Annotated in this window: 18 protein-coding genes; 4 read left to right on the forward strand and 14 right to left on the reverse strand. The window is 73.6% G+C overall.

All coding sequences use genetic code 11. From position 1 onward, the window contains the following. Positions 1-8: 8 nt before the first annotated feature. The 8 genes from ABT093_RS07565 to ABT093_RS07600 form a co-directional block, all read right to left on the reverse strand. Positions 9-977 carry a cytochrome c oxidase assembly protein gene (locus ABT093_RS07565; protein ID WP_350561572.1) on the reverse strand — a complete coding sequence of 323 codons (969 nt, stop codon included), beginning with the start codon at positions 975-977 and terminating at the stop codon, positions 9-11. A 179-nt stretch (positions 978-1,156) separates the two neighbouring features. Continuing rightward, a complete protein-coding gene (locus tag ABT093_RS07570) occupies positions 1,157-2,233 on the reverse strand; it encodes a hypothetical protein (RefSeq protein ID WP_350561466.1) in 1,077 nt (358 codons plus the stop codon). A gap of 120 nt (positions 2,234-2,353) precedes the next feature. Then, entirely contained in the window at positions 2,354-2,800 is a 447-nt protein-coding gene (locus tag ABT093_RS07575; RefSeq protein ID WP_350561468.1) for a winged helix-turn-helix transcriptional regulator, read from the reverse strand. Positions 2,801-3,045: 245 nt separating this feature from the next. Further along, a complete protein-coding gene (locus ABT093_RS07580; protein WP_350561470.1) occupies positions 3,046-3,720 on the reverse strand; it encodes a class I SAM-dependent methyltransferase in 675 nt (224 codons plus the stop codon). A 1-nt stretch (position 3,721) separates the two neighbouring features. After that, positions 3,722-4,876: a nitroreductase/quinone reductase family protein gene (locus ABT093_RS07585; RefSeq protein WP_350561472.1), complete on the reverse strand. Its 1,155-nt coding sequence runs from the start codon at positions 4,874-4,876 to the stop codon at positions 3,722-3,724. A gap of 95 nt (positions 4,877-4,971) precedes the next feature. Then, positions 4,972-5,883, reverse strand: coding sequence for an SDR family oxidoreductase (locus tag ABT093_RS07590; RefSeq protein WP_350561474.1), 912 nt, complete (start codon positions 5,881-5,883; stop codon positions 4,972-4,974). Then, on the reverse strand, positions 5,880-6,923 hold the full coding sequence (locus tag ABT093_RS07595) for a type III polyketide synthase (protein WP_350561476.1): 1,044 nt from the start codon (positions 6,921-6,923) through the stop codon (positions 5,880-5,882). The genes ABT093_RS07590 and ABT093_RS07595 overlap by 4 nt, the downstream gene beginning before the upstream one ends. Positions 6,924-6,966: 43 nt before the next feature. Continuing rightward, on the reverse strand, positions 6,967-7,803 hold the full coding sequence (locus tag ABT093_RS07600; protein ID WP_350561478.1) for a prenyltransferase: 837 nt from the start codon (positions 7,801-7,803) through the stop codon (positions 6,967-6,969). Positions 7,804-8,208: 405 nt separating this feature from the next. On the opposite strand from ABT093_RS07600, the gene ABT093_RS07605 reads away from it, so the two are divergent. Both ABT093_RS07605 and ABT093_RS07610 read left to right on the forward strand, forming a co-directional pair. Beyond that, the gene (locus ABT093_RS07605) at positions 8,209-9,447 is read left to right on the forward strand and encodes a cytochrome P450 (protein WP_350561480.1); all 1,239 of its coding nucleotides are present in this window, start codon (positions 8,209-8,211) and stop codon (positions 9,445-9,447) included. A 20-nt stretch (positions 9,448-9,467) separates the two neighbouring features. Continuing rightward, positions 9,468-11,996: a methyltransferase domain-containing protein gene (locus ABT093_RS07610; RefSeq protein WP_350561482.1), complete on the forward strand. Its 2,529-nt coding sequence runs from the start codon at positions 9,468-9,470 to the stop codon at positions 11,994-11,996. A 10-nt stretch (positions 11,997-12,006) separates the two neighbouring features. Here the strand turns inward: ABT093_RS07610 and ABT093_RS07615 are convergent, their stop codons facing one another. Further along, positions 12,007-13,002 carry a 2-hydroxyacid dehydrogenase gene (locus ABT093_RS07615; RefSeq protein ID WP_350561484.1) on the reverse strand — a complete coding sequence of 332 codons (996 nt, stop codon included), beginning with the start codon at positions 13,000-13,002 and terminating at the stop codon, positions 12,007-12,009. A gap of 245 nt (positions 13,003-13,247) precedes the next feature. Between ABT093_RS07615 and melC1 the strand changes: the two genes are divergently transcribed. Both melC1 and melC2 read left to right on the forward strand, forming a co-directional pair. Further along, a complete protein-coding gene (gene melC1 / locus ABT093_RS07620) occupies positions 13,248-13,676 on the forward strand; it encodes an apotyrosinase chaperone MelC1 (protein WP_350561486.1) in 429 nt (142 codons plus the stop codon). 45 nt (positions 13,677-13,721) lie between these two features. Next, positions 13,722-14,549 carry a tyrosinase MelC2 gene (gene melC2, locus ABT093_RS07625; protein ID WP_350561488.1) on the forward strand — a complete coding sequence of 276 codons (828 nt, stop codon included), beginning with the start codon at positions 13,722-13,724 and terminating at the stop codon, positions 14,547-14,549. Positions 14,550-14,685: 136 nt separating this feature from the next. Here the strand turns inward: melC2 and ABT093_RS07630 are convergent, their stop codons facing one another. The 5 genes from ABT093_RS07630 to ABT093_RS07650 form a co-directional block, all read right to left on the reverse strand. Beyond that, a complete protein-coding gene (locus ABT093_RS07630; RefSeq protein ID WP_350561490.1) occupies positions 14,686-15,711 on the reverse strand; it encodes a 6-phosphofructokinase in 1,026 nt (341 codons plus the stop codon). A gap of 369 nt (positions 15,712-16,080) precedes the next feature. Further along, on the reverse strand, positions 16,081-16,809 hold the full coding sequence (locus ABT093_RS07635) for a type 1 glutamine amidotransferase (RefSeq protein WP_350561492.1): 729 nt from the start codon (positions 16,807-16,809) through the stop codon (positions 16,081-16,083). An 82-nt stretch (positions 16,810-16,891) separates the two neighbouring features. Further along, positions 16,892-18,154, reverse strand: a complete 1,263-nt coding sequence (locus ABT093_RS07640; RefSeq protein ID WP_350561494.1) for a MurT ligase domain-containing protein — start codon at positions 18,152-18,154, stop codon at positions 16,892-16,894. A gap of 373 nt (positions 18,155-18,527) precedes the next feature. After that, entirely contained in the window at positions 18,528-19,976 is a 1,449-nt protein-coding gene (locus tag ABT093_RS07645; protein WP_350561496.1) for a GNAT family N-acetyltransferase, read from the reverse strand. Positions 19,977-20,032: 56 nt separating this feature from the next. After that, positions 20,033-21,469, reverse strand: coding sequence for a pyridoxal phosphate-dependent decarboxylase family protein (locus ABT093_RS07650; protein ID WP_350561498.1), 1,437 nt, complete (start codon positions 21,467-21,469; stop codon positions 20,033-20,035). Positions 21,470-21,561 lie beyond the last annotated feature (92 nt).

Raw genomic sequence — 21,561 nt, forward strand, 5'->3', positions numbered from 1 at the left:
GGCGGGGGTCAGCCGGCGTCGGCGGCCGGGCGCCGGCTGCGCTGGTCCAGCGAGGCCAGGTAGGCGTTGTACGCCGCCAGCTCGGCGTCACCGCTGCGGTCCTCGGCGCGGTCCCGGCGGCGCGAGAGCCGCTGCTCCGAGCCCATCCACTGGTAGACCAGCGCGATCAGCACGATCGCGGTCGGGATCTCGCCGAACGCCCAGGTGATGCCGCCCGCGAGCTTCTGGTCGGCCAGCAGGTCGGTGCCGGGCGGTGCCATCTCGGTGGTGAAGGTGTTCACCAGCTGGTGGTTGGCCATCATCACCGCGACGCCGAAGAACGCGTGGAAGGGCATGCCCATGAACAGCTCGATGATCCGCATCACATGGCCGGGCCGGTGCGGGCCCGGGTCCACGCCCATGATCGGCCAGAAGAACACCAGACCGGTCGCCAGGAAGTGGACCATCATGAAGATGTGCCCGAGCCGGTACTGCATGAGGAAGTCGAACAGCGGGGTGAAGTAGACGCCGTACAGGCTCGCGATGAACAGCGGGATGGTGAACGCCGGGTGCGAGACCACCTTGATGTAGGTCGAGTGCAGCAGCGCCACCAGCAGCTCGCGCGGCCCGCGCGGTCGGCCCTTCCCGGCCGGCCGCAGGGCGCGCAGCGCCAGGGTGATCGGCCCGCCGAGCAGCAGCAGGATCGGCGACAGCATGGAGAGCACCATGTGCTGCATCATGTGCGCGCTGAACAGCACCATGCCGTAGTCGTTCAGGCCGGTGCAGGTGACCAGGATCACCGTGCCGATGCCCAGCACCCAGGCCACCGTGCGCCCGATCGGCCAGCTGTCGCCGCGCCGCCGCAGCCGCACCACGCCGGTGAGGTACAGCGCGAGCGCGGCCAGGCTGCCGATCAGGAACACCCAGTCGGGAGACCAGGTGAGCACGTTGGAGAGCGAGAAGGGGCCGAGTTCGGTCATCCCGCCGTGGTGGTGCATGCCTGACATTCCGTCGCCCATCGGCGGGTCCTGCTTTCCGTCCTCGCGGCCCCTGGATGGGTCCGGTTCGCCCGTTTTGCTTCGACGTACAGCCTAGGCGGCCCTTACCCCGGCCGGTTCCCCGGCCCCCGTCGCGCCGGATTCCGGCCGTTCCCGCGCGACGGGGGTGCGGACGGGTCTCAGCGCGCTCCCCAGGGGTCGGGGCGCGGTGCCCCGGCACGGCCCGGTGCGTGGGTGCGGTGCGGTTCCGGCGGCTTGGAGGAGTCGGAGCCGAGGGCGCGCAGGGCGAACACCGTGGTCAGATGGGCGGAGCCGAAGTAGATGGGGACGCGGCCGGTGCGGAAGTAGGCGTGCGCGGGCCAGGCCCCGTCCGGCCGCTGCCGGCCGGCGAGCTCCGCCCGGTGCCCGTGGCGGTCCCCCGGGGCGGCGCAGGTCTCCGCGCAGATGATGAACAGCGCCAGGTCCAGGGCGTTCGTCGGTGCGGGGAGGGCGGCGCAGGCGTTCCGCAGCAGTGGCCCGAGCCTGGTCGCGCAGTCGTGGCACACGCCGCACAGGCGTGCGACGGCGTGGAGGAAGGCGGCCGGCGAGGGGTAGTAGCGGGTTCCCCCGAGGTAGCGCCCGGACCGGAGGTGGTCCTCGACATGGCGGAGGGTGGCGTCGACGGTCCGCCGGCCCTCGTGGCTGTCGTGCTGTTCCGCGAGGTGCAGGGTGCGCAGGACGTTGGCACTCACGACCGCGTCGTGCTTGCGGCCCCTCGGCCGCGCCAGCGGCTCCGCGCCGTCCTCCCAATACACCATGGCGGCACCCGGCAGCAGGCCGTCCCGCGCCGAGGACTCCGGGGCGCCGGCCGCGAGCAGTTCGCGCGCGCTCGCGGCCAGCCGGGACGGCCGCAGGGCGTGGTGGCGGTGCAGCCCGGCCGCGGCGAGCGCGGTGCAGTCCGTGTCGGCGGCGAACTCCCGCACCGTCGGGAAGAAGCGGTACCGGCCGCGCCAGTGGCACGCCTCGACCCGGCGGATCAGGGCGGGGAGCAGGGCCTGGGCGCGTTCCGGTGGCGGGTGGGGCAGGTTGTCGAGCGCGAGCATCGCCGAAAAGCCTTCGTCGCGCGGTTCGAAGTCGAGATCGATTCCCAGCTCGGTACGGGCACGGCGGACCACCTCGTCGGCGGCGACCGGCGCGCTGATGTCCATCTCGAAGGCCAGGGAGGCCGGGGGGAGGGTATCGGTCCGGGCGGACAGGAATTCCCAGCCGCGTTCCACCGCGGTTCGCTCGCTCGAGGTGGGCGCGGGAACCGGGGGCGCGGTCGTTGTCTTCCGATTGACGGTCATCACTTTTCCCGGGTCGCTGGATCGGACAGGGCCGAGAGCGGAACTCCGACTTCAGTGTTCGGGCAGTTCGGTGGCCTGCCACCACCCCGCCAGTTCGTCGATGATCGGCAGCACGGAATGGCCGCGCGGTGTGAGCTGATAGCGCACCCGGGGCGCGGATCCGGCGAGGTTGTGGACCGTGCGGTCGACCAGGCGCATGTGCAGGAGACGGTCCAGGACGCGGTCCAGGGGCTTGTTCTCGGGCATGCCCGTCGAACGCGCCAGTTCGTTGTGGTAGTGCGGCCCCCGGGCGAGCTGGACCAGTACGGCGAAGACCCATTTGCCGGAGAGGATCCGGACGGCCTCGTACGCCGCGCTGGGATCCGGGGGATGACCGGAGCCGGGGAGTCCGCCGGGGGGCGCGGGGGTTCTGGTGCCCGGATTCCTGAGGCGCTGCGGCGCGGGGCGCCGGTCGGTGGGCCGTCTGTCGTCCTTCGGTGTCTGGATTTCGCGTGCCACGTTCGTCCGATGCGGACCGAACACGGAGTCTCCCCCTCACGGTGGTCCATTTCGGGCCACTCGGGAACGAGCGTGCCCGTATCAGCTCTCGTGCGAAAACGATTGCGCCGCGATCCTTTTTGACGATGTCTCGACAATCATGCCGGTGGTATTCCACGGGGTCAACGGGCGGGCGGGGCTGCGGATTCTCCCGCCCCGGCGGATGCCGGCCCGTGTTTCGCCGGTGCGGGTGGGGCCGGGGTCCGTCACCCCGCCCGGGCCCAGAAGAGGGCCACCGACCCCACGACTTTCACCTCGCCATCGGTGAAGACGGCGGCGAGGGCCGCTTCGAGGTCCTCCGGCCGGTCCCGTCGGTTGCACATGATCCCGAGCCGGTTGGCCACCGCCAGCTGGAGCCGCGCCGACCGGTTGTGCCGCACGCCCGCGCCGGGGATGGTCGCACCGAACAGCGTGCCGCCCGGCTTCAGCACCTTCCTGGCGTGTTCGAAGAGCACGGCCTTGTCCGCGAGCGTCCCCGGCAGGCAGTGCAGCAGGTGGCACATGCCGACGGAGTCCACGGCCTCGGGCGGCAGCGCCCACGGCCGCAGCGCGTCGGCCCGCAGGAGCCGCGGACGGTAGTGGCGCAGGCGGTGGGACGCGGCGGCCAGGGAGTCGGGGTTGAGGTCCATCAGCGTCAGGTCCGGCGCCGCGACGGGGAAGCGGCACGTGTCGAGCAGCGCCCCGGAGGCGACGCCGACGTCCAGGTGACGGCCCGAGACGTGCCGGTCGTAGAGCGCGACGAGACGCTCCTTCGGACAGCGCCAGGTGAGCGGGGAGTTGACGCGGTAGACGAGGGTGTCGTACATCCGCAGGAAGGACCGGGTGTACAGCGCCTGGCCCGCGTGGACCGCGAGGGGGGAGGGCCCCGGCGGGGCGGGCACCTCAGCCGCGCTCCGCTCGCGGGGACAGCCGGACCACGGGGATCTCCCGCGTCGTGCGGCGCTGGTAGTCCGCGTAGCCCTTGAAGCCGCGCGCGACGCGCCGCCACGCGGCGGCCCGCTCCTCCCCGTCCAGCACCCGCGCCCGCACCGCCCGCACCCGGCCGCCGATGCGCAGCTCCGCGTCCGGATCGGCCAGCAGGTGGCGGAACCACCGGGGGTCTTCGGACGATCCGCGGTACGACGCGACGACGAGGACATCGGCGCCGTCCCGGAAGGTGAACAGGGGGACCGAGTACGGCCGGCCGTCGCGGGGCCGCACCGTGGTCAGGACGCCGACCTGGTTGCCCAGCATCCGCCCGCCCAGCCGCCCCCCGGTCCGCTCGTACAGGGCGATGTGCACGGCGTTGTTCACGAGCTGCGCGAACCGCCCCCACGGGGTCACGGCCCGGCCGGCCCGTCGGGCGCTCGGCGCCGTCGTCATGGCGGGACCCTTCTCGTCGGCGGTGCCGCGGCCGTCGGCGCGCCGTGGTGCGGTCAGACCCCGGGGGGTGCCGTCGGCGAAGCGGACGCGCTCGCCCAGCATCGCCGGCACCACCCAGAACGCGTGGACCAGCGCGAGGCGTTCGAGGCTCGCGCCGCGGGCGCGCATCAGCGACAGGGTGCTGCCCAGGCCGGCGCCGGCGCCGGTCACCGCCGCGTTGCCGGTCGGCAGGTGGGCCAGGGTGTACAGCACGGTGGTCGCGACGGCGGCCCGGCCGGCGCCGAGCCGGCGGGTGAGGCGGCCCTGCACCAGGCCCCGCCAGAAGAGCTCCTCGGCGGGGGCGAGCACCAGCAGCACATGGGCGGACATGCTCAGCGGGCCCGCCGTGCCGGCCAGCGCGCGCAGGGCCTTCGCGTCCGCCGCGATCCTGGGCACGGCGCGTCGCGCCGCCGTGTCGAGGACCACGCTGCCCAGGACCATCCCCGTACCGATGCGCAGCGCCGTCACCACGTCGTCCCGGCCCACGGACCGGTGCCGGGCGGACGGTTCCACGACCGACGCGGCCAGCCCCAGCGCACCGTGCGTCAGCGCGAGCGTGCGCCAGTGCGCCCGCCGGGGTCCCCGGAACGCGGCGGTCAGCCCGGCCGCGCAGAGCAGCACCCCGGCCGCCGCCACGCGGGAACCCGGGTCCGCCTGCCGCGCGAAAGCCCCGGACCGTGCGAACGCGGCCCGCAGCGCCCGGCTCCCGCGCCCGGGGCGCGCCGCCGCGGTCACCGGCTGGTCCCGTCGGGTACCGGCGGATGCGCGGACGGCCGCGCGGGGCGCTTCATCGAGGGGAAGTGGCTGCGCACCCACGCCGACCACAGCCGCCCGGGCACCAGCCGGCTGACCGGCAGCAGGAGGCGGGCGTCGAGTCCCACCGGATAGCGCAGGCGCGGTCGGCGGTCGGTGAGCGCGCGCATCACCACCGAGGACGCGTACTCGACGGAGGAGCCGCGCGGCAGCCGCTTGGTCATCTCCCGCGTCAACTCGGACACCAGGTCGCCGTAGACGCCGGAGGCGTACTCCTTCTGCTCCGGGACGTTGGCCGCCCAGCTCGAGTTCACGGCACCCGGCAGCACCAGGCTCACCTCGATGCCGAACCGGTGCGCCTCCAGCCAGAGCCCCTCCATCGCGGCCTCCAGCGCGAACTTGCTCGCGTGGTACGCGGCGCCCACCGGCAGCACGATCTTGCCGGCCAGGGAGCTGACGTTCACGATGCGGCCGTGCCCGCGGGCGCGCATCCCCGGCAGGACGAGCTGGGCGAGCGCCACCGGACCGAGGACATTGGTCTGGAACTGCCGGTCCCAGCGGTCCAGCGGGACCTCCTCGAAGGGGCCCAGTTCCCCGTAGCCTGCGTTGTTGACGAGCGCGTCGACCCCGCCGTACCGCTCGTCGAGCTCCGCCACCACCCGGCGGCGGGCCTCGTCGTCCGTGACGTCCAGCGCGCGCACCAGGCAGCCGGCGGCCTCGAGCTCGGCCAGCGACTCGGGCCTGCGGGCGGTCGCCACGGTGGTGAATCCGGCGCGTACGGCGCGCAGCGCGACCGCCCGGCCGATGCCGGAGGAGCAGCCGGTGATCAGGACGACCGGCGGCGCATCCGTCGCGCGCGCGGACCCGGTGGAACCTCGCGTGCCTTTCACAGGACCACCCCCAGGGAGAAGTCGGCGCTGACTCCGGGGCCGAAGCCGGCGATGACGCCGCGCGCACCCGGCCGGGCCGCTCCTTCCGCCCAGAACCGCGCCAGCGAATCGAAGATCAGGACGCTTGCGGTGTTGCCGTGCTCCGTGAGCGCCGCCCGGCTGAACCGGTGCAGGGCCGGATCGAGGTCCAGGAACCGGGTGAGGTCGTCCAGGATGCGCGGACCGCCCGCGTGGGCCAGGACGAAGTCCAGCTCACCGGTGCTCCGGCCGGCCTCCTCCACCAGCTTGCCGATCGCCGGAGTGACCGCGCGCATGGTGTGCCGGACCCGGCTGTCCAGACGGAAGTGGAAGCCGGTGTCCCGGATGTCGTAGGAGATCCAGTCCGCGGTCCCCGCGATGGTCTCGGAGGCCGACCGCTCGATCAGCAGGCCCGAGCGGGCCGTGCCGCGCATCACCGCCGCGGCGAAGCCGTCGCCGAAGAGTCCGGCCGACAGGAGCGCGCCCACGTCGGTGTCCGTCGGCTGGTAGCACAGTGAGCACAGTTCGAAGGCGACGATCAGGACATTGCGGTCCGGATGGGCCCGGCAGTAGCGGGCGGCGGCGCTGATCGCTCCGCTGCCCGCGGCGCAGCCGAGCTGGGCGATCGGAATCTGGTCGACGTCGCTGGAGAACCCCAGCTCGTTGATCATCCAGACGATCGGCGACGGCATGGTGAAGCCCGTGCACGAGACGAAGACCACCGCGTGGATCTGGTCGCGGGACATGTCCGCCTGCTCCAGCGCCTCCGTGACCAGCCCCGGCAGGTGGGTGCGCACCGCCTCCCGGTACAGCTCGGTGCGCGCGGCCACACCGGGGTGGGCGAGGGTGAGCTCCAGGGGCTGGAGGACGCGGCGGGTGCGCACCCCGGTGTTCTCGATCAGGCGCAGGACGGTGTTCAGGCGCGGATGCCGCGGGTGCAGCCGGCGTGCCGTCTCGAGAGTGTCCTCGAGGGTGACCTCGTGCTCGGGGACGTGCACCACGGGAGGGCACAGGACAGACATTCGGTGACCACCTCGACCACGGTCGGCGTTGTGTGACGGTTCGTCATATCCATACGGCCAGCGAGAGCAGGGCGAAGACCGATGCCAGGAGCCGTGGCAGGTGCATCCACGACGGCATCGTGCCTCCCAGGCGGGACCGCGTCACCTTGGCCACCAGCCAGACCGCGTAGGGGAGGGTGAGCAGGGGCGCGGTGAAGCGCGGGGAGTCGAGCGTGTACGCGGCCAGGGCGACGCACGGGTACGGTGCGAGCACGAACACCGCGTAGCAGATCTTGGAGCCGCGCGGCGACAGTGCGTGGGCGAGGGTCCGTTTTCCCGCCCGAATGTCCTCGGCGTGGTCCCGCAGATCGTTGTGGAACATCGTCGCGGCGAAGAGGAATCCCGCGGCCGCCGCGGCCATCACGGCCGCGAAGGGCAGTCGGTGGACATTCACCCAGATCACGACGGCCACGACGTAGAAACCGCCGATGACGAAGTCCATGATCTCGCCGAGCCCGCGGTGCCCGAGCGGAATCGGCCCACCGGAATACACCAGCACGGCGAAGGAGAGCGGGAACACCACCAGGGACCACGGATTCGTCGTGTACAGCAGCCAGCCCAGCGCCAGGAGTCCGGCCGCGAGGCAGGCCAGGCCGACCGCCCGCACACGCCGCATGGACAGGCCCAGCGCCAGGGCACTGCCCCGCCGGGCGTTCTCCGGCACGTCCACGCCGTGCTTGAAGTCGTCGTAGTCGTTGAGCAGGCGCCGGGAGATCGACTCCGGCACGAACAGACCCAGCGTGAGCAGCGCCCGGCCGGGGGAGAGGGTGCCGAGGTGACGGGCCACGGAGAGCGCGAACGTCACCTGCAGCAGCACCACCACGGTCATCTGCAGCCCCATCGCCGACATCCACGCCCGCACCCGCGGGAGCGGGCGCACGGCCGGCGGGGGTTCGGCGGGCAGCGGATCGGCGGGTAGCGGTGCGGCGGGCAGGGGCGCGGACCTTTCCGACCGGGACTCCGGCATTCTTGATTCTTCCCCCCTGGCGGACGGTTCCCGGAAAACGGGTCCGAGCGAGACGACGGCGAGTGCGCGCGGTGCGCGGCACGGAGCGGTGACGGGGCCCGGCCGACTTTCCGGGCGACCCCGGAAGATTGAAGTCGTGCGGTGTCCCTCCGTCCAGAGACACCGATGTCCGGTGGGGACACCGGTGACCCTGCGAAACCGGGCACCGGCCTGTTAGTGTCCGCCGTCATCGTCCCGGTGATACCGGGACGCCGGACTTCCCGACAATGGGGGTGGGGCATGAGCACGGAGAGCCGCGACGGGGTTCGTGCGCAGAAGGAGGGAACCGGCGGGGAACGGCCGTATCCGTTCACGCCGGTCCAGGCGCTCGACCTGCACACGCTCTACCAGCAGGCCCGGAAGAACGAACCCCTGTGCCCGGTGCGGATGCCCTACGGCGATCCGGGCCTGCTGGTCACCCGGTACGAGGACGTCAGGACGGTGTTCACCGACCCGCGCTTCCGCCGGTCCGTGCCGGAGGGCACCGACCAGCCCAGGGTCACCCCCGAGCTGATGCCCATGGGCCTGATGGAGATGGATCCGCCCGACCACACCCGCATCCGCCGCCTCATCGCGGGCTCGTTCACCGCGCAGCGCGCCGAGCGGATGCGCCCGTCGACCGAACGGCTCGCCGACTCGCTCCTTGACGCGATGGTCGCCGCCGGGCCGCCGGCCGACCTCGTCCGGGACTTCGCCGTTCCCTTCCCCATCGGTGTCATCTGCGACCTCCTCGGCGTCCCGTACCAGGACCGCCACCGGTTCCACCAGTGGGTCACCGAGGTCAACCAGCTCGCCGGCGGCGACAGCGCGCCGGCCCGGCTCGAGAGCCTGGGCGAACTCCTGGCGTACATGGGCGGGTTGATCCAGACCCGGCGCTCCGATCCGGCCGACGACCTGATCAGCGAGCTGGTCGTGGCACACGACCAGGACGACCGGCTGTCCGAGGACGAACTCGTCTTCCTGTGCATGCTGCTGCTCATCGCCGGTTACGAGACCACCGCCAACGAGATCGCCAACTTCGCCTACGTGCTGTTCACCCACCCCGACCAGCTGGCGCTCCTCAAGGCCCGGCCGGAACTGCTCCCCGACGCCGTCGAGGAGCTGCTCAGGTTCACCCCGCTGACGGTCTGTGCCGCCTACCCGCGCTACGCCACGACCGACGTCGAACTCGGCGGCGGCACGGTGCCCGCCGGCTCGCCGGTGCTGACCTCGACCAATGCCGCCAACCGGGACCCCGGGATCTTCGACGGACCCGACCTCCTCGACCTCACCCGCTCCACCGGCCGCCAGCACCTGGCCTTCGGCCACGGCCCGCACCACTGCGTGGGCGCGTCCCTGGCGCGGATGGAACTCCAGGTCGCGCTGGGCGCGCTGCTGACGCGGCTGCCCGACCTCCGGCTCGCCGGCTCGCCGGACTCCGTGGACTGGAAGACCGGCCTGCTCTTCCGCGGCCCCGAGAAGCTCTCCGTCGCATGGTGAACCGGGGGGAGCGAGGCCCGGTGACGGAGCGGCGCACCGACCCGCGCGTGGACGGGGCCGGGCCCGAGGTGGACGCGGCGCTCCGCGCCGCACGCGCGGCCCTGGCCGAGCGGCTGGACCAGGAGGTCGACGGGAGCGCCGGCCTCGCGGCGGGAGGCGTCCGGGAGGAGGCCGTCGACCTCCTCGCCCACCGGCTGCTCGACGCCGTCGACCCGGTCCGGGAGGCGGAGCGGTACGAGCGGATCACCGCACGGCAGAACGATGACGGGGGCTTCCCCTGGCATCCGGACGGGCCCTCCGACCTGTCCACCACCGTGCTCGCCCACCTCGCCCTCCAGATCGTCGGCCGCGCCGCGGACCACGCGGTCCTCGACCGCGCCGCGCGGTTCACCAGGCGGCACGGCGGCATCGAGGCGCTCGGGCCCGAACCCGCGCACCTCCTGCTGGCGGTCACCGGGGCCGTCGGCTGGAACCGGACCGGGCCGCTGCCCGCGGAACTGCTGCTGCCTTCCTGGGCCGCCGGCGCCGGCCCCGGTCCGGACGCCCCGGCGCGCGCGCTCGCCGCCGCGGTCGGTGTGCTGGGATCGGTCCGCCCGGTCCGTCGACTTCCCGTCGACACCGCGCCGTTGCGGACCGGGAAGCACGGGCGCACCGGCCTGCGCCGCACCGCGGCCACCGCCGGGCTCGGCACGGTCCGCGCCCTCGGCCGGACCGCTCCGCGCTCCCTGCGCCGCGACGCGCTGCGCGAGGCGCAACGCCTCCTTGTCGACGGGCAGGAGAGCGGCGGGAGCTGGGGCGGCGACCGGTCGCACACGGCCCTCTGCGCGCTGGCCCTGTGGGCCCTGGGCGGCGGCACCTCGCACCCCGCCGTCCGTGCCGCACTCGACGCCCTGGCCCGGCCGGACGTCCTCGCCCTCCCCGCCGCCGCGGTGGACACCGCCGTCGTCCTGCGGTCCCTGGCCGCGGCGGGCGCACTGGCCGGTTCGGACCCGGCGGTGGACCGTGCGCTCGACCGGCTGCTTCCCGACCGGGACGGCACGGCGGCCGGCCTGCCCGCCCTCGCGCCCATGGCGGTGTCCGACGTGGACGGCACCGCACTCGTCCTCTCCGCCCTGCACGCCGTCGAAGCGTCCCGTGCGCGGAAGGCGGACACCGCCGTCGCCGAAGGTGTCCGCCGGCTCCTCGAACGGCAGTCCGCGAACGGCGGCTGGTCGCACCACGGTGTCCACCGCCCCGGCCGGCTCGGCGAGTCCACCGCGCCGGGCGTCACCGCCCACGTCGTCGAGGCGCTGTGCGCCGCGGGACACGGCCGGAATCCGGCCGTCTCCCGCGCGATCCGCCTCCTGCTGGCCCGGCAGGCCGTCGAGGGGTACTGGGACGACCGCCGCGACGGCCGGCTGCGCGCGACCACCGAGGTGCTGCCCGCGCTCGGAGCGGCGGGGATGCGGATCGGGCACCTCGCCGTGGACGGCGCGATGGAGTGGGTCTACCGGCAGCAGAACCCGGACGGTGGATGGAGCGAGGACACCGCGCGCGCCCCGGGCACCGCCGGACGGCCGAGCGGCCCGAGCGCGGTGGCGCAGACGGCCCGGTGCGTCATCGCCGCACACACCACCGGGGTCCTCGACGTGCCGCGCCTCGACGCGGCCGTCGCCTTCCTGCTGAGCCACCGTCGCGTGGACGGCGACCGGCCCGCTGCCGACCTGCGCGCCGACGCGCTCGCGCTGCGGGCGACCGCCCTGCACGCACGCCATGCCGGGGCCGCCCCCGGGGGCCCCGTGAGCACGGTGGGCACGGTGGGCACCCAGAGCGTCGTGAGTACCGGCGATCCCGGCGCGCCGGAGCCCGCCGAGTACGACTCCTGGTCGACGCTGTGGTGGCAGCGCCGGGGCCCGCTCGCGATCCTCCACTGGTGCGCCCGCACCCGGGCCGAGCACATCCCGCCGGCCCGCCGGCCCGGCGCCGTGCTGATCGACGTGGCCTGCGGCGGAGGCCTGCTGCACCCGCACATCGCGGACAAGGGCTACCGCCACATCGGCATCGACGTGTCCGCCAAGAGCGCGGAGGTGGCCCGGCGGCACGGTGTCGACGAGGTCCTGATCCACGACGTCCACGCCATCCCGCTGCCCGACGGCTGCGCCGACGTCGTGGTGGCCGGGTACTGCCTCGAACACGTGGAGCGCCCCTTCGACGTGGTGGCCGAGTGCTGCCGCCTGCTCAAGCCCGGCGGCACCCTCGTCATGGACACCATCGCCGACACCTTCCTGGCCCGGCTCTCGGTCATCACCGTGGGCGAGGGCATGCCGGTGTCCTGGGCCGCCCCCAAGGGCTCGCACGACCACCGGATGTTCATCGACCCCCGCCGGCTCGCCGAGGCGTGCGCGGCCAACGGCGTGCCGGTCGAGGTCTTCGGCGTCGTGCCGGTCGTCCGGGACCTCGTCCCGTGGTCCCTGGGGCGCCGCGACGGTGTCCGGATGCGCAGCGGCCGGTCGACGAGGATCCTCTACGGGGTGGCGGGGGTGAAGCCGCCGCAGGACGGGGCCCGGTGAGCGGCCCGGGTCAGCCCTTGGGGACGAGGGTGTTCTCGTTGGTGCGGCCGGCGGCGTAGTCGTCGATGTTGCGGGCGGTGGCGTCGATGATCTGGCCGACGGCGGTGTGGGTGAAGTAGGCCTGGTGGCTGGTGACGAGGACCTGGGGGAAGGTGACGAGGCGGGCGAGGGTGTCGTCGGTGATGCCCTGGATGGAGCGGTCGGTGAAGAAGACGCCGGTCTCCTCTTCGTAGACGTCGAGGCCGACGCCGGAGAGGCGGCCGGCGCGCAGGGTTTCGACGAGGGCGAGGCTGTCGACGAGGCCGCCGCGGCTGGAGTTGACGAGGATGGCGTCGTCCTTCATGCGGGCGAGGGCGGCGCCGTCGATCAGGTGGTGGGTGGACGGCAGCAGGGGCACGTGCAGGCTCACCAGGTCGGCGCGGGTGAGGAGTTCGGGGAGTTCGGTGTAGGTCATGCCGAGGTCGACGCAGGCGGGGTTGGGGGCGATGTCCCAGCCGAGGAGCTCGGTGCCGAAGCCGGCGGCGATGCGGGTGAAGCACTCGCCGATCTTGCCGGTGCCGATGACGCCGACGGTCATGCCGTGGATGTCGCGGCCGAGCAGGCCGTCGAGGCGGAAGTCGAACTCGCGGGAGCGGTTGGCCGCCCGGGTGAGGCGGCGGTTGACGGCGAGGGCCAGGGCCCAGGCGTGTTCAGCCACTGAGTAGGGGCTGTAGTGGGAGACCCGGGCGACGGTCAGGCCGAGTTCGGCGGCGGCGTCGAGGTCGATGTTGTTGAAGCCGGTTGAGCGTTGGGCGATGAGCTCGGTGCCGCCCTCGGCGAGCGCGGTCAGCGTCCCGGCGTCCAGCTCGGCGTTGACGCTGCTGCTGACGGCCGGGTAGCCGGCGGCCAGCGGGGCGGTGTCGCGGTTGAGGAAGACGGACAGGCAGCGCAGCTCGTGCCGGCCCTCGAAGGCCTTCTCCAGCAGCGGCCGTTCGTCCGCCTGCACGCCGTACGCGAGGATCTCCATCTGGCCCGGGTCCTTCCGGTGGTGGTGTGGTCCACTCTGGTGCACCGGTCAAGGTAGAGCAAAAGATGACCGAATGTGGACGCAACCCTCCGCACCCCCGCCGATCGGCTGTTCCCTAGGTCAACAAGCCTTGCCAGCATCGAAAGAGCGGTTTCGATCAAGGAATCGCCTTTGATTAACGATGCACCAATCGTTTGTGAACAGTGCCTCGACAACAGCCGAAGGCACACGAGGGGGTATTCAGCATGTCCGAGGACACCCACGGCACCGAACTGACCCGCCGGCGGATGCTCCAGGGGGCCGCGGCCGCCCTGGCCGTCGCCTCCGGGACGGTCGTGATCGGCGTGGCCGGTCCGGGAGGGGCGGCCACCGCCGCCGATCCCGGCGCTTCCGACAGCTTCGACGAGGTCTTCCAGGGCCGGCGGATCCAGGGCCGCCCGGTCGACGGGGGGAGCCACCAGCACGGTGGTACCGGTGCGGGCGCCGGAACTGGCACCGGCACCGGGTACGAGGTGCGGATCGACGGCGACGAGCTGCACATGATGCGCAACGCCGACGGCACCTGGATCAGCGTCGTGAACCACTACCAGACCTTCGCGACGCCGCGCGCGCTCGCCCGGGCCGCCGTCAACGACCTGCAGGGCGCCACGCTCGTCCCGGTCGCGACCGCCTGATCCGGCCGGTACCCGGCACCGAAACCACCACAGAGGGGGGGACTCATGGGAGTCCGCAAGAACCAGGCGACCCTGACGGCCCAGGAGAAGCGCGCCTTCGTCACCGCGGTCCTGGCGCTCAAGGCCAACGGCGGCTACGACCCGTTCGTCACCACGCACAACCAGTTTATCCTCAGCGACGTCGACAACGGCGAGCGCACCGGCCACCGTTCGCCGTCCTTCCTGCCCTGGCACCGCCAGTACCTGCTGCAGTTCGAGCGGGCGCTCCAGGCGATCGACCCGGCCGTCACCCTCCCGTACTGGGACTGGACCGCCGACCGCTCCGCGGGCTCGACCCTGTGGGCCGCCGACTTCATGGGCGGCAACGGGCGGTCCAGCGACGGCCAGGTCACCACCGGCCCGTTCGCCTACTCCACCGGCAACTGGCGGCTCAACGTCAACACCGACAGCCGCACCTACCTGCGCCGCCAGCTCGGCAGCGCGGTGGCCGAGCTGCCCAGCCGCCCCGACACCGAGTCGGTGCTCGCCATCACCACCTACGACGCCGCGCCGTGGAACAGCTCCTCGTCCGGCTTCCGCAACAACCTGGAGGGGTGGCGCGGGGTCAACCTGCACAACCGGGTGCACGTCTGGGTGGGCGGCCAGATGGCCACCGGGATGTCGCCCAACGACCCGGTGTTCTGGCTGCACCACTGCTTCGTGGACAAGCTCTGGTCCGAGTGGCAGAAGCGCAACCCCGGTCAGAGCTACCTGCCGGCGGCCGGCACGCCGAACGTGGTGGACCTCAACGAGCCGATGAAGCCGTGGAACACCGTCTCCCCGGCCGACCTGCTCGACCACAGCGGCACCTACACCTACGACACCGGCTACTGATCCGACGGCGGCCGGCTCCCGGCGGTCCCGATCCCGGCGGTCCCGACCCCGGCAGGGCGGCTGCCGAGAACGGCCCCGGCCCCCCGAGACTCGCGCGCTCGGGGGGCCGGGGCACCGGTCCGCGGGAGGAAGGCGGTCAGATGACCGTCTCGGCCTCCTGGTAGCGGTCGGCCGGCACGGTCTTCAGCTCGGCGACCGCCTCGGCCAGCGGCACCAGGTTGATGCTGGTGCCCTGCAGCGCGGTGATCTGCCCGAAGGCGCCCTTGTGGACGGCCTCCACGGCGTGCCAGCCGAACCGGGTGGCGAGCACCCGGTCGTAGGCGGTCGGGGTGCCGCCGCGCTGGGTGTGGCCGAGGATCACCGGGCGGGCCTCCTTGCCGAGCCGGTGCTCCAGCTCGCGGGAGAGCTGGGTGGCGATGCCGGTGAACCGCTCGTGGCCGTAGATGTCCTTGGTGCCCTCCTCCCAGTGCATGGTGCCGGGCTCGGGCTTGGCGCCCTCGGCGCAGACCACGATCGCGAACTTCTTCTGCCGGTCGAAGCGCTCCCGGACGACCTCGGTGAGCTTCTCGATGTGGAACGGGCGCTCCGGGACGACGATCGCGTGCGCGCCGGCCGCCATGCCCGCGTTCAGCGCGATCCAGCCGGTGTGCCGGCCCATGACCTCGACGACCATGACGCGCTGGTGCGACTCGGCGGTGGTCTTCAGCCGGTCGAGCGCCTCGGTGGCGACCGACACGGCGGTGTCGAAGCCGAAGGTGACGTCGGTGCAGGCGATGTCGTTGTCGATGGTCTTCGGCACGCCGACGATCGGCAGGCCCGCGTCGCTCATCAGCTTGGCGGCCTTCAGGGTGCCCTCGCCGCCGATCGGGATCACCGCGTCCAGGCCGAGGTCCGCGCAGTACTGCTTGGCGCGCTCGACGCCGTCGCGCAGGTGGCTGGGCTGGACCCGGGAGGAACCGAGGATCGTGCCGCCCTGGGCGAGGATGCCGCTCACCGAGTCGAGGGTCAGGGGCCGGTGATGCCCCTCCAGGAAACCGCGCCAGCCGTCCTCGAACCCGATGATCTCGTCGCCGTGGTCGACCACCCCCCGGTGGACCACGGAGCGGATCACCGCGTTCAGGCCGGGGCAGTCACCGCCGCTGGTCAGCACTCCAATACGCATTGCTTTGCAACTCCCGAGCAGAACCGAGGAACGGCCGGACTACAGGCTGGGACGACGGACCGCCACCGTAGCGGGCCTCTCCCGCGCCGGGTTGGCGCGGAGGTGTCCGCCGGGTGAAGGACCGGCCGATCCGGACAGAACATCCGAAACCGGCCGTGGATGTCGAGCATACGGCCCCTGCGTCCGGCCGGGCAGGAGCCGACGCGGGAGCGGCGCCGTCGGCGCCCCCGCGCGGAATTGCAGCCTGCTGCCGAGGAGGGTGTGCAGCCGGCAGCCCCGGGTGGGGCAGCCCCATTGTCGTACGTTCCGGCCCGTCCGTGGACCGGGTGACCGCATCGCGGGCACCCGGCGGACGGGCGTCGGGACGTGCTACGCGGGGCGCGTCGTGGCCGCGATGCGCTCGGCGCGCAGCGCGTCGTACCAGGTGGTGTCGGCCGGCGGCAGGGCGTTCACGTCCAGCGCCAGCTTGATCAGCATGTCGGCGACGGCGGGATTGCGCGCCATCACCGGTCCGTGCAGGTAGGTGCCGAAGACGGTGTCCCGCCAGGCGCCCTCGGTGCCGTCGCCGGTGCCGTTGCCCCGGCCGGCGGTGACCCGGGCCAGCGGGCTGACGCCCTGGCCGAGGTGGGTCACGCCCTGGTGGTTCTCGAACCCGGTCAGCTGCGGCAGGCCGAGCTGCGGGTCCACGTCGGCCAGCACGTCGCCGACGCACCGGGCGCCCTCGCCGCGGGTGGTCCACACGTCGAGCAGGCCGAGGCCCGGCTCGCGCTGGCCGAGGTCGTTGATGAACTCGTGGCCGAGGATCTGGTAGCCGGCGCAGACCGCGAAGATGATCGCGCCGTTCTCGGAGGCCCGCACCAGCCCCGGGTCGTTGCGCAGCCGCTCGGCGGCGAGCCGCTGCGGACGGTCCTCGCCGCCGCCGATCAGGTAGATGTCGCCGCTGGTGGGCACCGCCTGGTCGGAGCGGACGTCGATCCGGGTCACGTTGAGATGGCGCTGGCGGGCCCGGCGCTCCACGACCAGGGCGTTGCCCCGGTCGCCGTAGGTGCTGAGCAGGTCGGGGTAGACCCAGACCACGCGCAGGCTGCTCTCACTCATCCTCGAAGGCCTTCCATGACGTACGTGCGGTGGGCTGCTGGGGCTGCCGGGGCGGCCGCGGTCGCTCGGCGGCGGTCCGGCATCAGCCGGCCACGACCTTCCGCAGCTGCTGGAAGGCGGTGTAGTTGGCGATCGCCTCGATCCGGCCGGGCGGGGCCATCCGGACGGCCTGCTCCAGCGAGTCCACGACGTGGAACTGCAGCCCGGCGACCTCCAGGCGCACCGCCAGGTCCAGCTTGCGCTGGCCCAGCACGAACACCGGGTGCCCGGCGAGCCGCTCGTAGTCCACGTCCCACAGCCAGGAGGTGTCGGTGCCGTCGGCGTCGAGCGCGTTCACGGAGAGCACCACCGGGGTGGGCGGGCCGTCGATCAGGGAGAAGGTCTCCAGCCAGCCGGCCGGGTTCTTGGCCAGCAGCAGCCGGATGTCGCGGCCCTGGTACTGGACGACGTCGTAGCGGCCGGCCACCGCGGTGACCGAGCGCATCCGCTCCAGCGCGACCTGCGGGGAGACGCCGAACACCGCGGCGACGGCGGCCGAGCTGGTGGCGTTGGCCAGGTTGGCCCGGCCGGGCAGCTGGAGCTGGATCGGCCAGGCGCCGCGCTGCGGGTCGATCACGTGGGTGCCCTGCAGGGCCCAGTGCGGGTTGGGGCGCCGGAAGCCGCACTCCTGGCAGAACCAGTCGTCGCCGGGGCGTTGCATCACGCCGCCGCAGGCCGGGCAGGACCAGGCGTCCTCCTTCCACGCCTGTCCGGCGGCCACCCAGACCACCTTCTTGCAGGAGGAGGCGGCCCAGGTCACCAGCGGGTCGTCGGCGTTGGCGATCACCACGGCCTCGGTGTCCTGCAGGCCCTCGCGCCACTTCTCCGCCATCATGCGGGTCTCGGCGGCGCGGTCGAGCTGGTCGCGGGAGAGGTTGAGCAGGGCGATCGCCTTGGGGCGGGTGTCCCGGGCGACCATCGCCAGGTACTTCTCGTCGACCTCGATGACGCCGTAGCGGGCGTCCGAGCCGCCGGCCAGGGCGGAGGTGATGCCGGCCGGCATGTTGGCGCCCAGCGCGTTGGAGACCACCGGGCCGGCGGCGCGCAGCGCCTCGGCGATCAGGCGGGTGGTCGTGGTCTTGCCGTTGGTGGCGCTGACCAGCACGACGTCGAGGTTCTCGGCGAGGGTGGCGAGCAGATCGGGGTCGAGCCTCAGCGCGACCTTGCCGCCGATCACCGAGCCGCTGCCGCGCCCGGCCTTGCGGGACACGGCGGCGGCCACCTTGCCGGCGGTCACCGCGATCTTCGCGCGCGCCGGCAGCGAGGCGTCGCGTGCGCCTGTGGGCTCCGATTCGGTGCCTGCCATGCTCAGTGGTTCCTCCTTGCTGCGGCACCGCCCGGGGGCCGGACTACGGGCCGTGGGGCGGCGGGGACGGGATCAGCCTACCGACTCCCCCACCCGGCTCGGCGCCCCGGACCCCGCGCCGCCTGCTGGGACGCGCCCGGAGAGCCCGTCCGGGCGGCCCTGACGCGCGGTCAGGCCCGGCGGTGTACGGAGGGGCCGTTCGCCGTCGGGGACGCGGGAGCGGGGCACGGCGGTTCCGTGCTCCGGGGCGGGTGGGGGCCTTGGTGAGGGTGTGGTGAAGAAATGACCGAATGATTACCTGTCCCATCGCCGCTGCTCACCGGCCGCCCCGGAGCCGCCCGCCGTCCGCCGGCCCGCGCTCACCCGCCTATGCTCACCGGCCCGGGCGGGTCTGCCAGGGCACCGGGAGCTCCTCGGCCGCCTCCGCCAGGTGGGCGGTGATCACCAGCGTCCCCTCCTCCACCTGGTAGTCCAGCGGCGCCGCCAGCCGGCGCATGGTGGCGATCAGCCCGGAGTTGGACGCCTGGGTGACCGCGTACACGGTGTCCATCCCGGCCTCCAGGGCCAGCGCGGACATCCGCCGCATGAGGTCCAGGCCCAGCCCGCGCCGCTGCCAGGCGTCCTCGACCAGCACCGCCACCTCGGCGCCCTCGTCGTCCCACATCAGGTGCCCGAGGGCGACGATCCGCCCGTCGGCCGTCTCCACCGCCAGGGTCTGGCCGTGCCGGGCGTCCAGCAGGTGGTCCAGATAGCGGTCGGCGTCCCGGACCGGCCCGTGGTAGCGCTTGCGCAGGGTGTCGGGGGAGCAGCGGTGGTGCATCGCCAGCGCGGCCTCCTTGTCCGCCGGGTCCGCGCGCCGCACGGTCAGGTCGGTGCCGGCCGGCAGGCTCAGCCGGGCCCGGACGTCCGGCACCCGGGGGCCGAGCAGGGTGTCCAGCTCGACCAGCGCCTGGGCCCGGGCGAACTCGGTCGGGGTGAACGGCAGCTGCGGGCGGGTGAGTTCGACGAGGCCGCCGGAGGGCACCGGCAGCCGCATCACGTGCCCGTCCACCCCGGCGGTGCCGCGCGCGGCCGCCCCCGGGTACTGCCGGATGCTGCACTGCCCGAACAGCTGGCGCAGCGCGATCGGCAGCTCGGCGGCGTCCAGCGCGGTCCGGGTGGCCAGCGCCAGCACGTGGGTCGGCACGTCCACCAGGTCGTGGGCGTCCGCCGGGCCGGTCCAGATGTCGTGCCCGCCGGCCCCGGCCACCACCGCGGCCAGGTCGGCCCGGGCGAGCGAGCGCGGCGCGCGGACGAAGAACTCGTCCACGGCGCCGGTCGGCAGCGGGTGGGACTGCATCGAGACGATGTTCACCTGCCGGGCCGCGAAGGCCGCGCAGACCCGGGCCAGGCTGCCGGGGGAGTCCTGCACCGTGGTGCGGACCCGCCACAGCGCGGTCTCCTCGAAGTCGTGCAGCGGCCCCTTCAGCGGCTCGGGCGTCTCCGTCCCGGCCGTCCTGGCCGTCCCGGCCGCCGCCCCGGCCGGTGGTGACGGGGGCGCGTCCGGCGCGGGCGGCCCGTGCAACTGGTGCCGGTGCGACCACCAGGTGTGGAACAGCGCGGTGGCCAGCAGTGTGGTGGCGGACGCCGCGAGCACGACCGGCCCGTCCGGCCCGTGCACCACGAGCTTGGCCACCAGGTCGGCGGTGGTCACCGAGAGGAAGACGGCGGCGAGTTCCACCGCGTCGCGCCGCCACCGGTGGGTTCCGGCGCCGCGACGCTGGGCACGGGAGGGGTTCGGGGACTGGACGGTCTCGGGCTTCGGCTTCTCCGGGTGCTCCATGCCATCAATCTGCCGCTCCGGTGTTTCACGATCACGAATCCCCCGTGACCTGACGGTTAATGGTGCCGTGAATCGGCCGTCCCGCGCCCGGCGGCCTTCACCTCGTCGAGCAGGATCCGCAGGTCCGTTTCGGTGGTGGCCGGGTTGAGGAGGCAAGCGCGGAGCATCTCGCGGCCGGCCAGGCGGGCGCCGGTGACGAAGGCGCGGCCGCGGCGCTGGACGGCGGCGGGCAGGTCGCGGTTGAGGGCGTCCAGGGCGGGTCCCGCGAGGCCGGCCGGGCGCAGGCGGAACGCGACGATGGACGTGCTGACCTCCGCGAGCAGTTCCAACTCCGGGTCGGCGGCTATGAGTTCGCCCAGGTGGCGGGCGAGTGCGGTGGTCCGGGCGATGTCCCGGGCGAGGCCGTCGCGGCCGCGGTGGGCGATGGTGGCCCACACCTTGAGGGCGCGGAACGGGCGGGTCTGCTCGGTGCCGTACTCGGAGAACCAGCCCAGCTCCCCGGCCGTCTCGTCGCGCAGGTAGGAGGGGACGAGGCTGAAGGCGGCGCGCAGCTCGGCGGGGTCGCGGACCAGCGCGCAGCCGCAGTCGACCGGGACGCCGAGCCACTTGTGCGGGTCCAGGGCGAGCGAGTCGGCCCGCTCCAGCCCGGCGTACCGGTGCGCGATCACCGGGTCGAGCGCGCCGAAGGCGCCGTAGGCGCCGTCCACGTGCAGCCACAGGTGTTCCTCGGCGCAGAGGTCGGCGATCGGGTCGAAGGCGTCCACCGCGCCGGTGCCGACGGTGCCGGCCGAGGCGACCACCAGGAAGGGCAGCAGCCCGGCGGCCCGGTCGCGGGCGACCGCGGCGCGCAGGTCGGCGAGGTCGAGGCGGCCGTCCGGTCCGGTGGCCACGGTGCGCAGGTGCCGGCTGCCGAGGCCCAGCAGCTCGGTGGCCTTGCGGACGCAGGAGTGGGTCTCCCCGGTGACGTAGCCGACCAGCGGCGGCATCCCGGCCAGGCCGTCCTCGCGGACGTCCCAGCCGGCGGCGAGCGCGGCCCGGTTGCGGGCGGCGGCCAGGCAGACGATGGTCGCCATCGAGGTGCCGGAGGTGAGCAGCCCGCCGCCGGGAGGGTGCGGGAAACCGACCAGCTCGGCGATCCAGCGGACCACGGCCCGCTCCAGGTGGACGTCGGCGTGGTCGCCGCCGGCCGAGCTGGGGTTCATCGCGGCGGCGGCCAGGGTGGCGAGCACGCCCGCCGGGGCCGGGGCGGAGTTCACCCAGCCGAAGAACCGGGGGTGGCCGTTGCCCATCGGGTACGGCAGGACGTCGCGGCCGACCGCCTCCAGCAGCTCGGCGAGCGGGCGGCCGGCCGAGGGCAGCGGGGCGTCCAGCAGGGCGCGGCGGGCGGCGTCGTCCATCGGCTGCCAGACGGGGCGGTCGGCCAGCCCGGCCAGGTGGTCGGCGGCCAGGTCGGCGGCGGTGTGCGCGGCGGCGCGGAAGTCGTCGGAGGTCATGTGCGGCTCCGGGAGGGTGCGGGCCTGGTGGCGCGGCGTCCTCGGCGCACCCGATCCCCGCGATCCTACGAAAACGGGCCCGCGTCGTGCGG

It is taken from the genome of Kitasatospora sp. NPDC002551 (genome assembly GCF_040296005.1).
Classification (GTDB): Bacteria; Actinomycetota; Actinomycetes; order Streptomycetales; family Streptomycetaceae; genus Kitasatospora.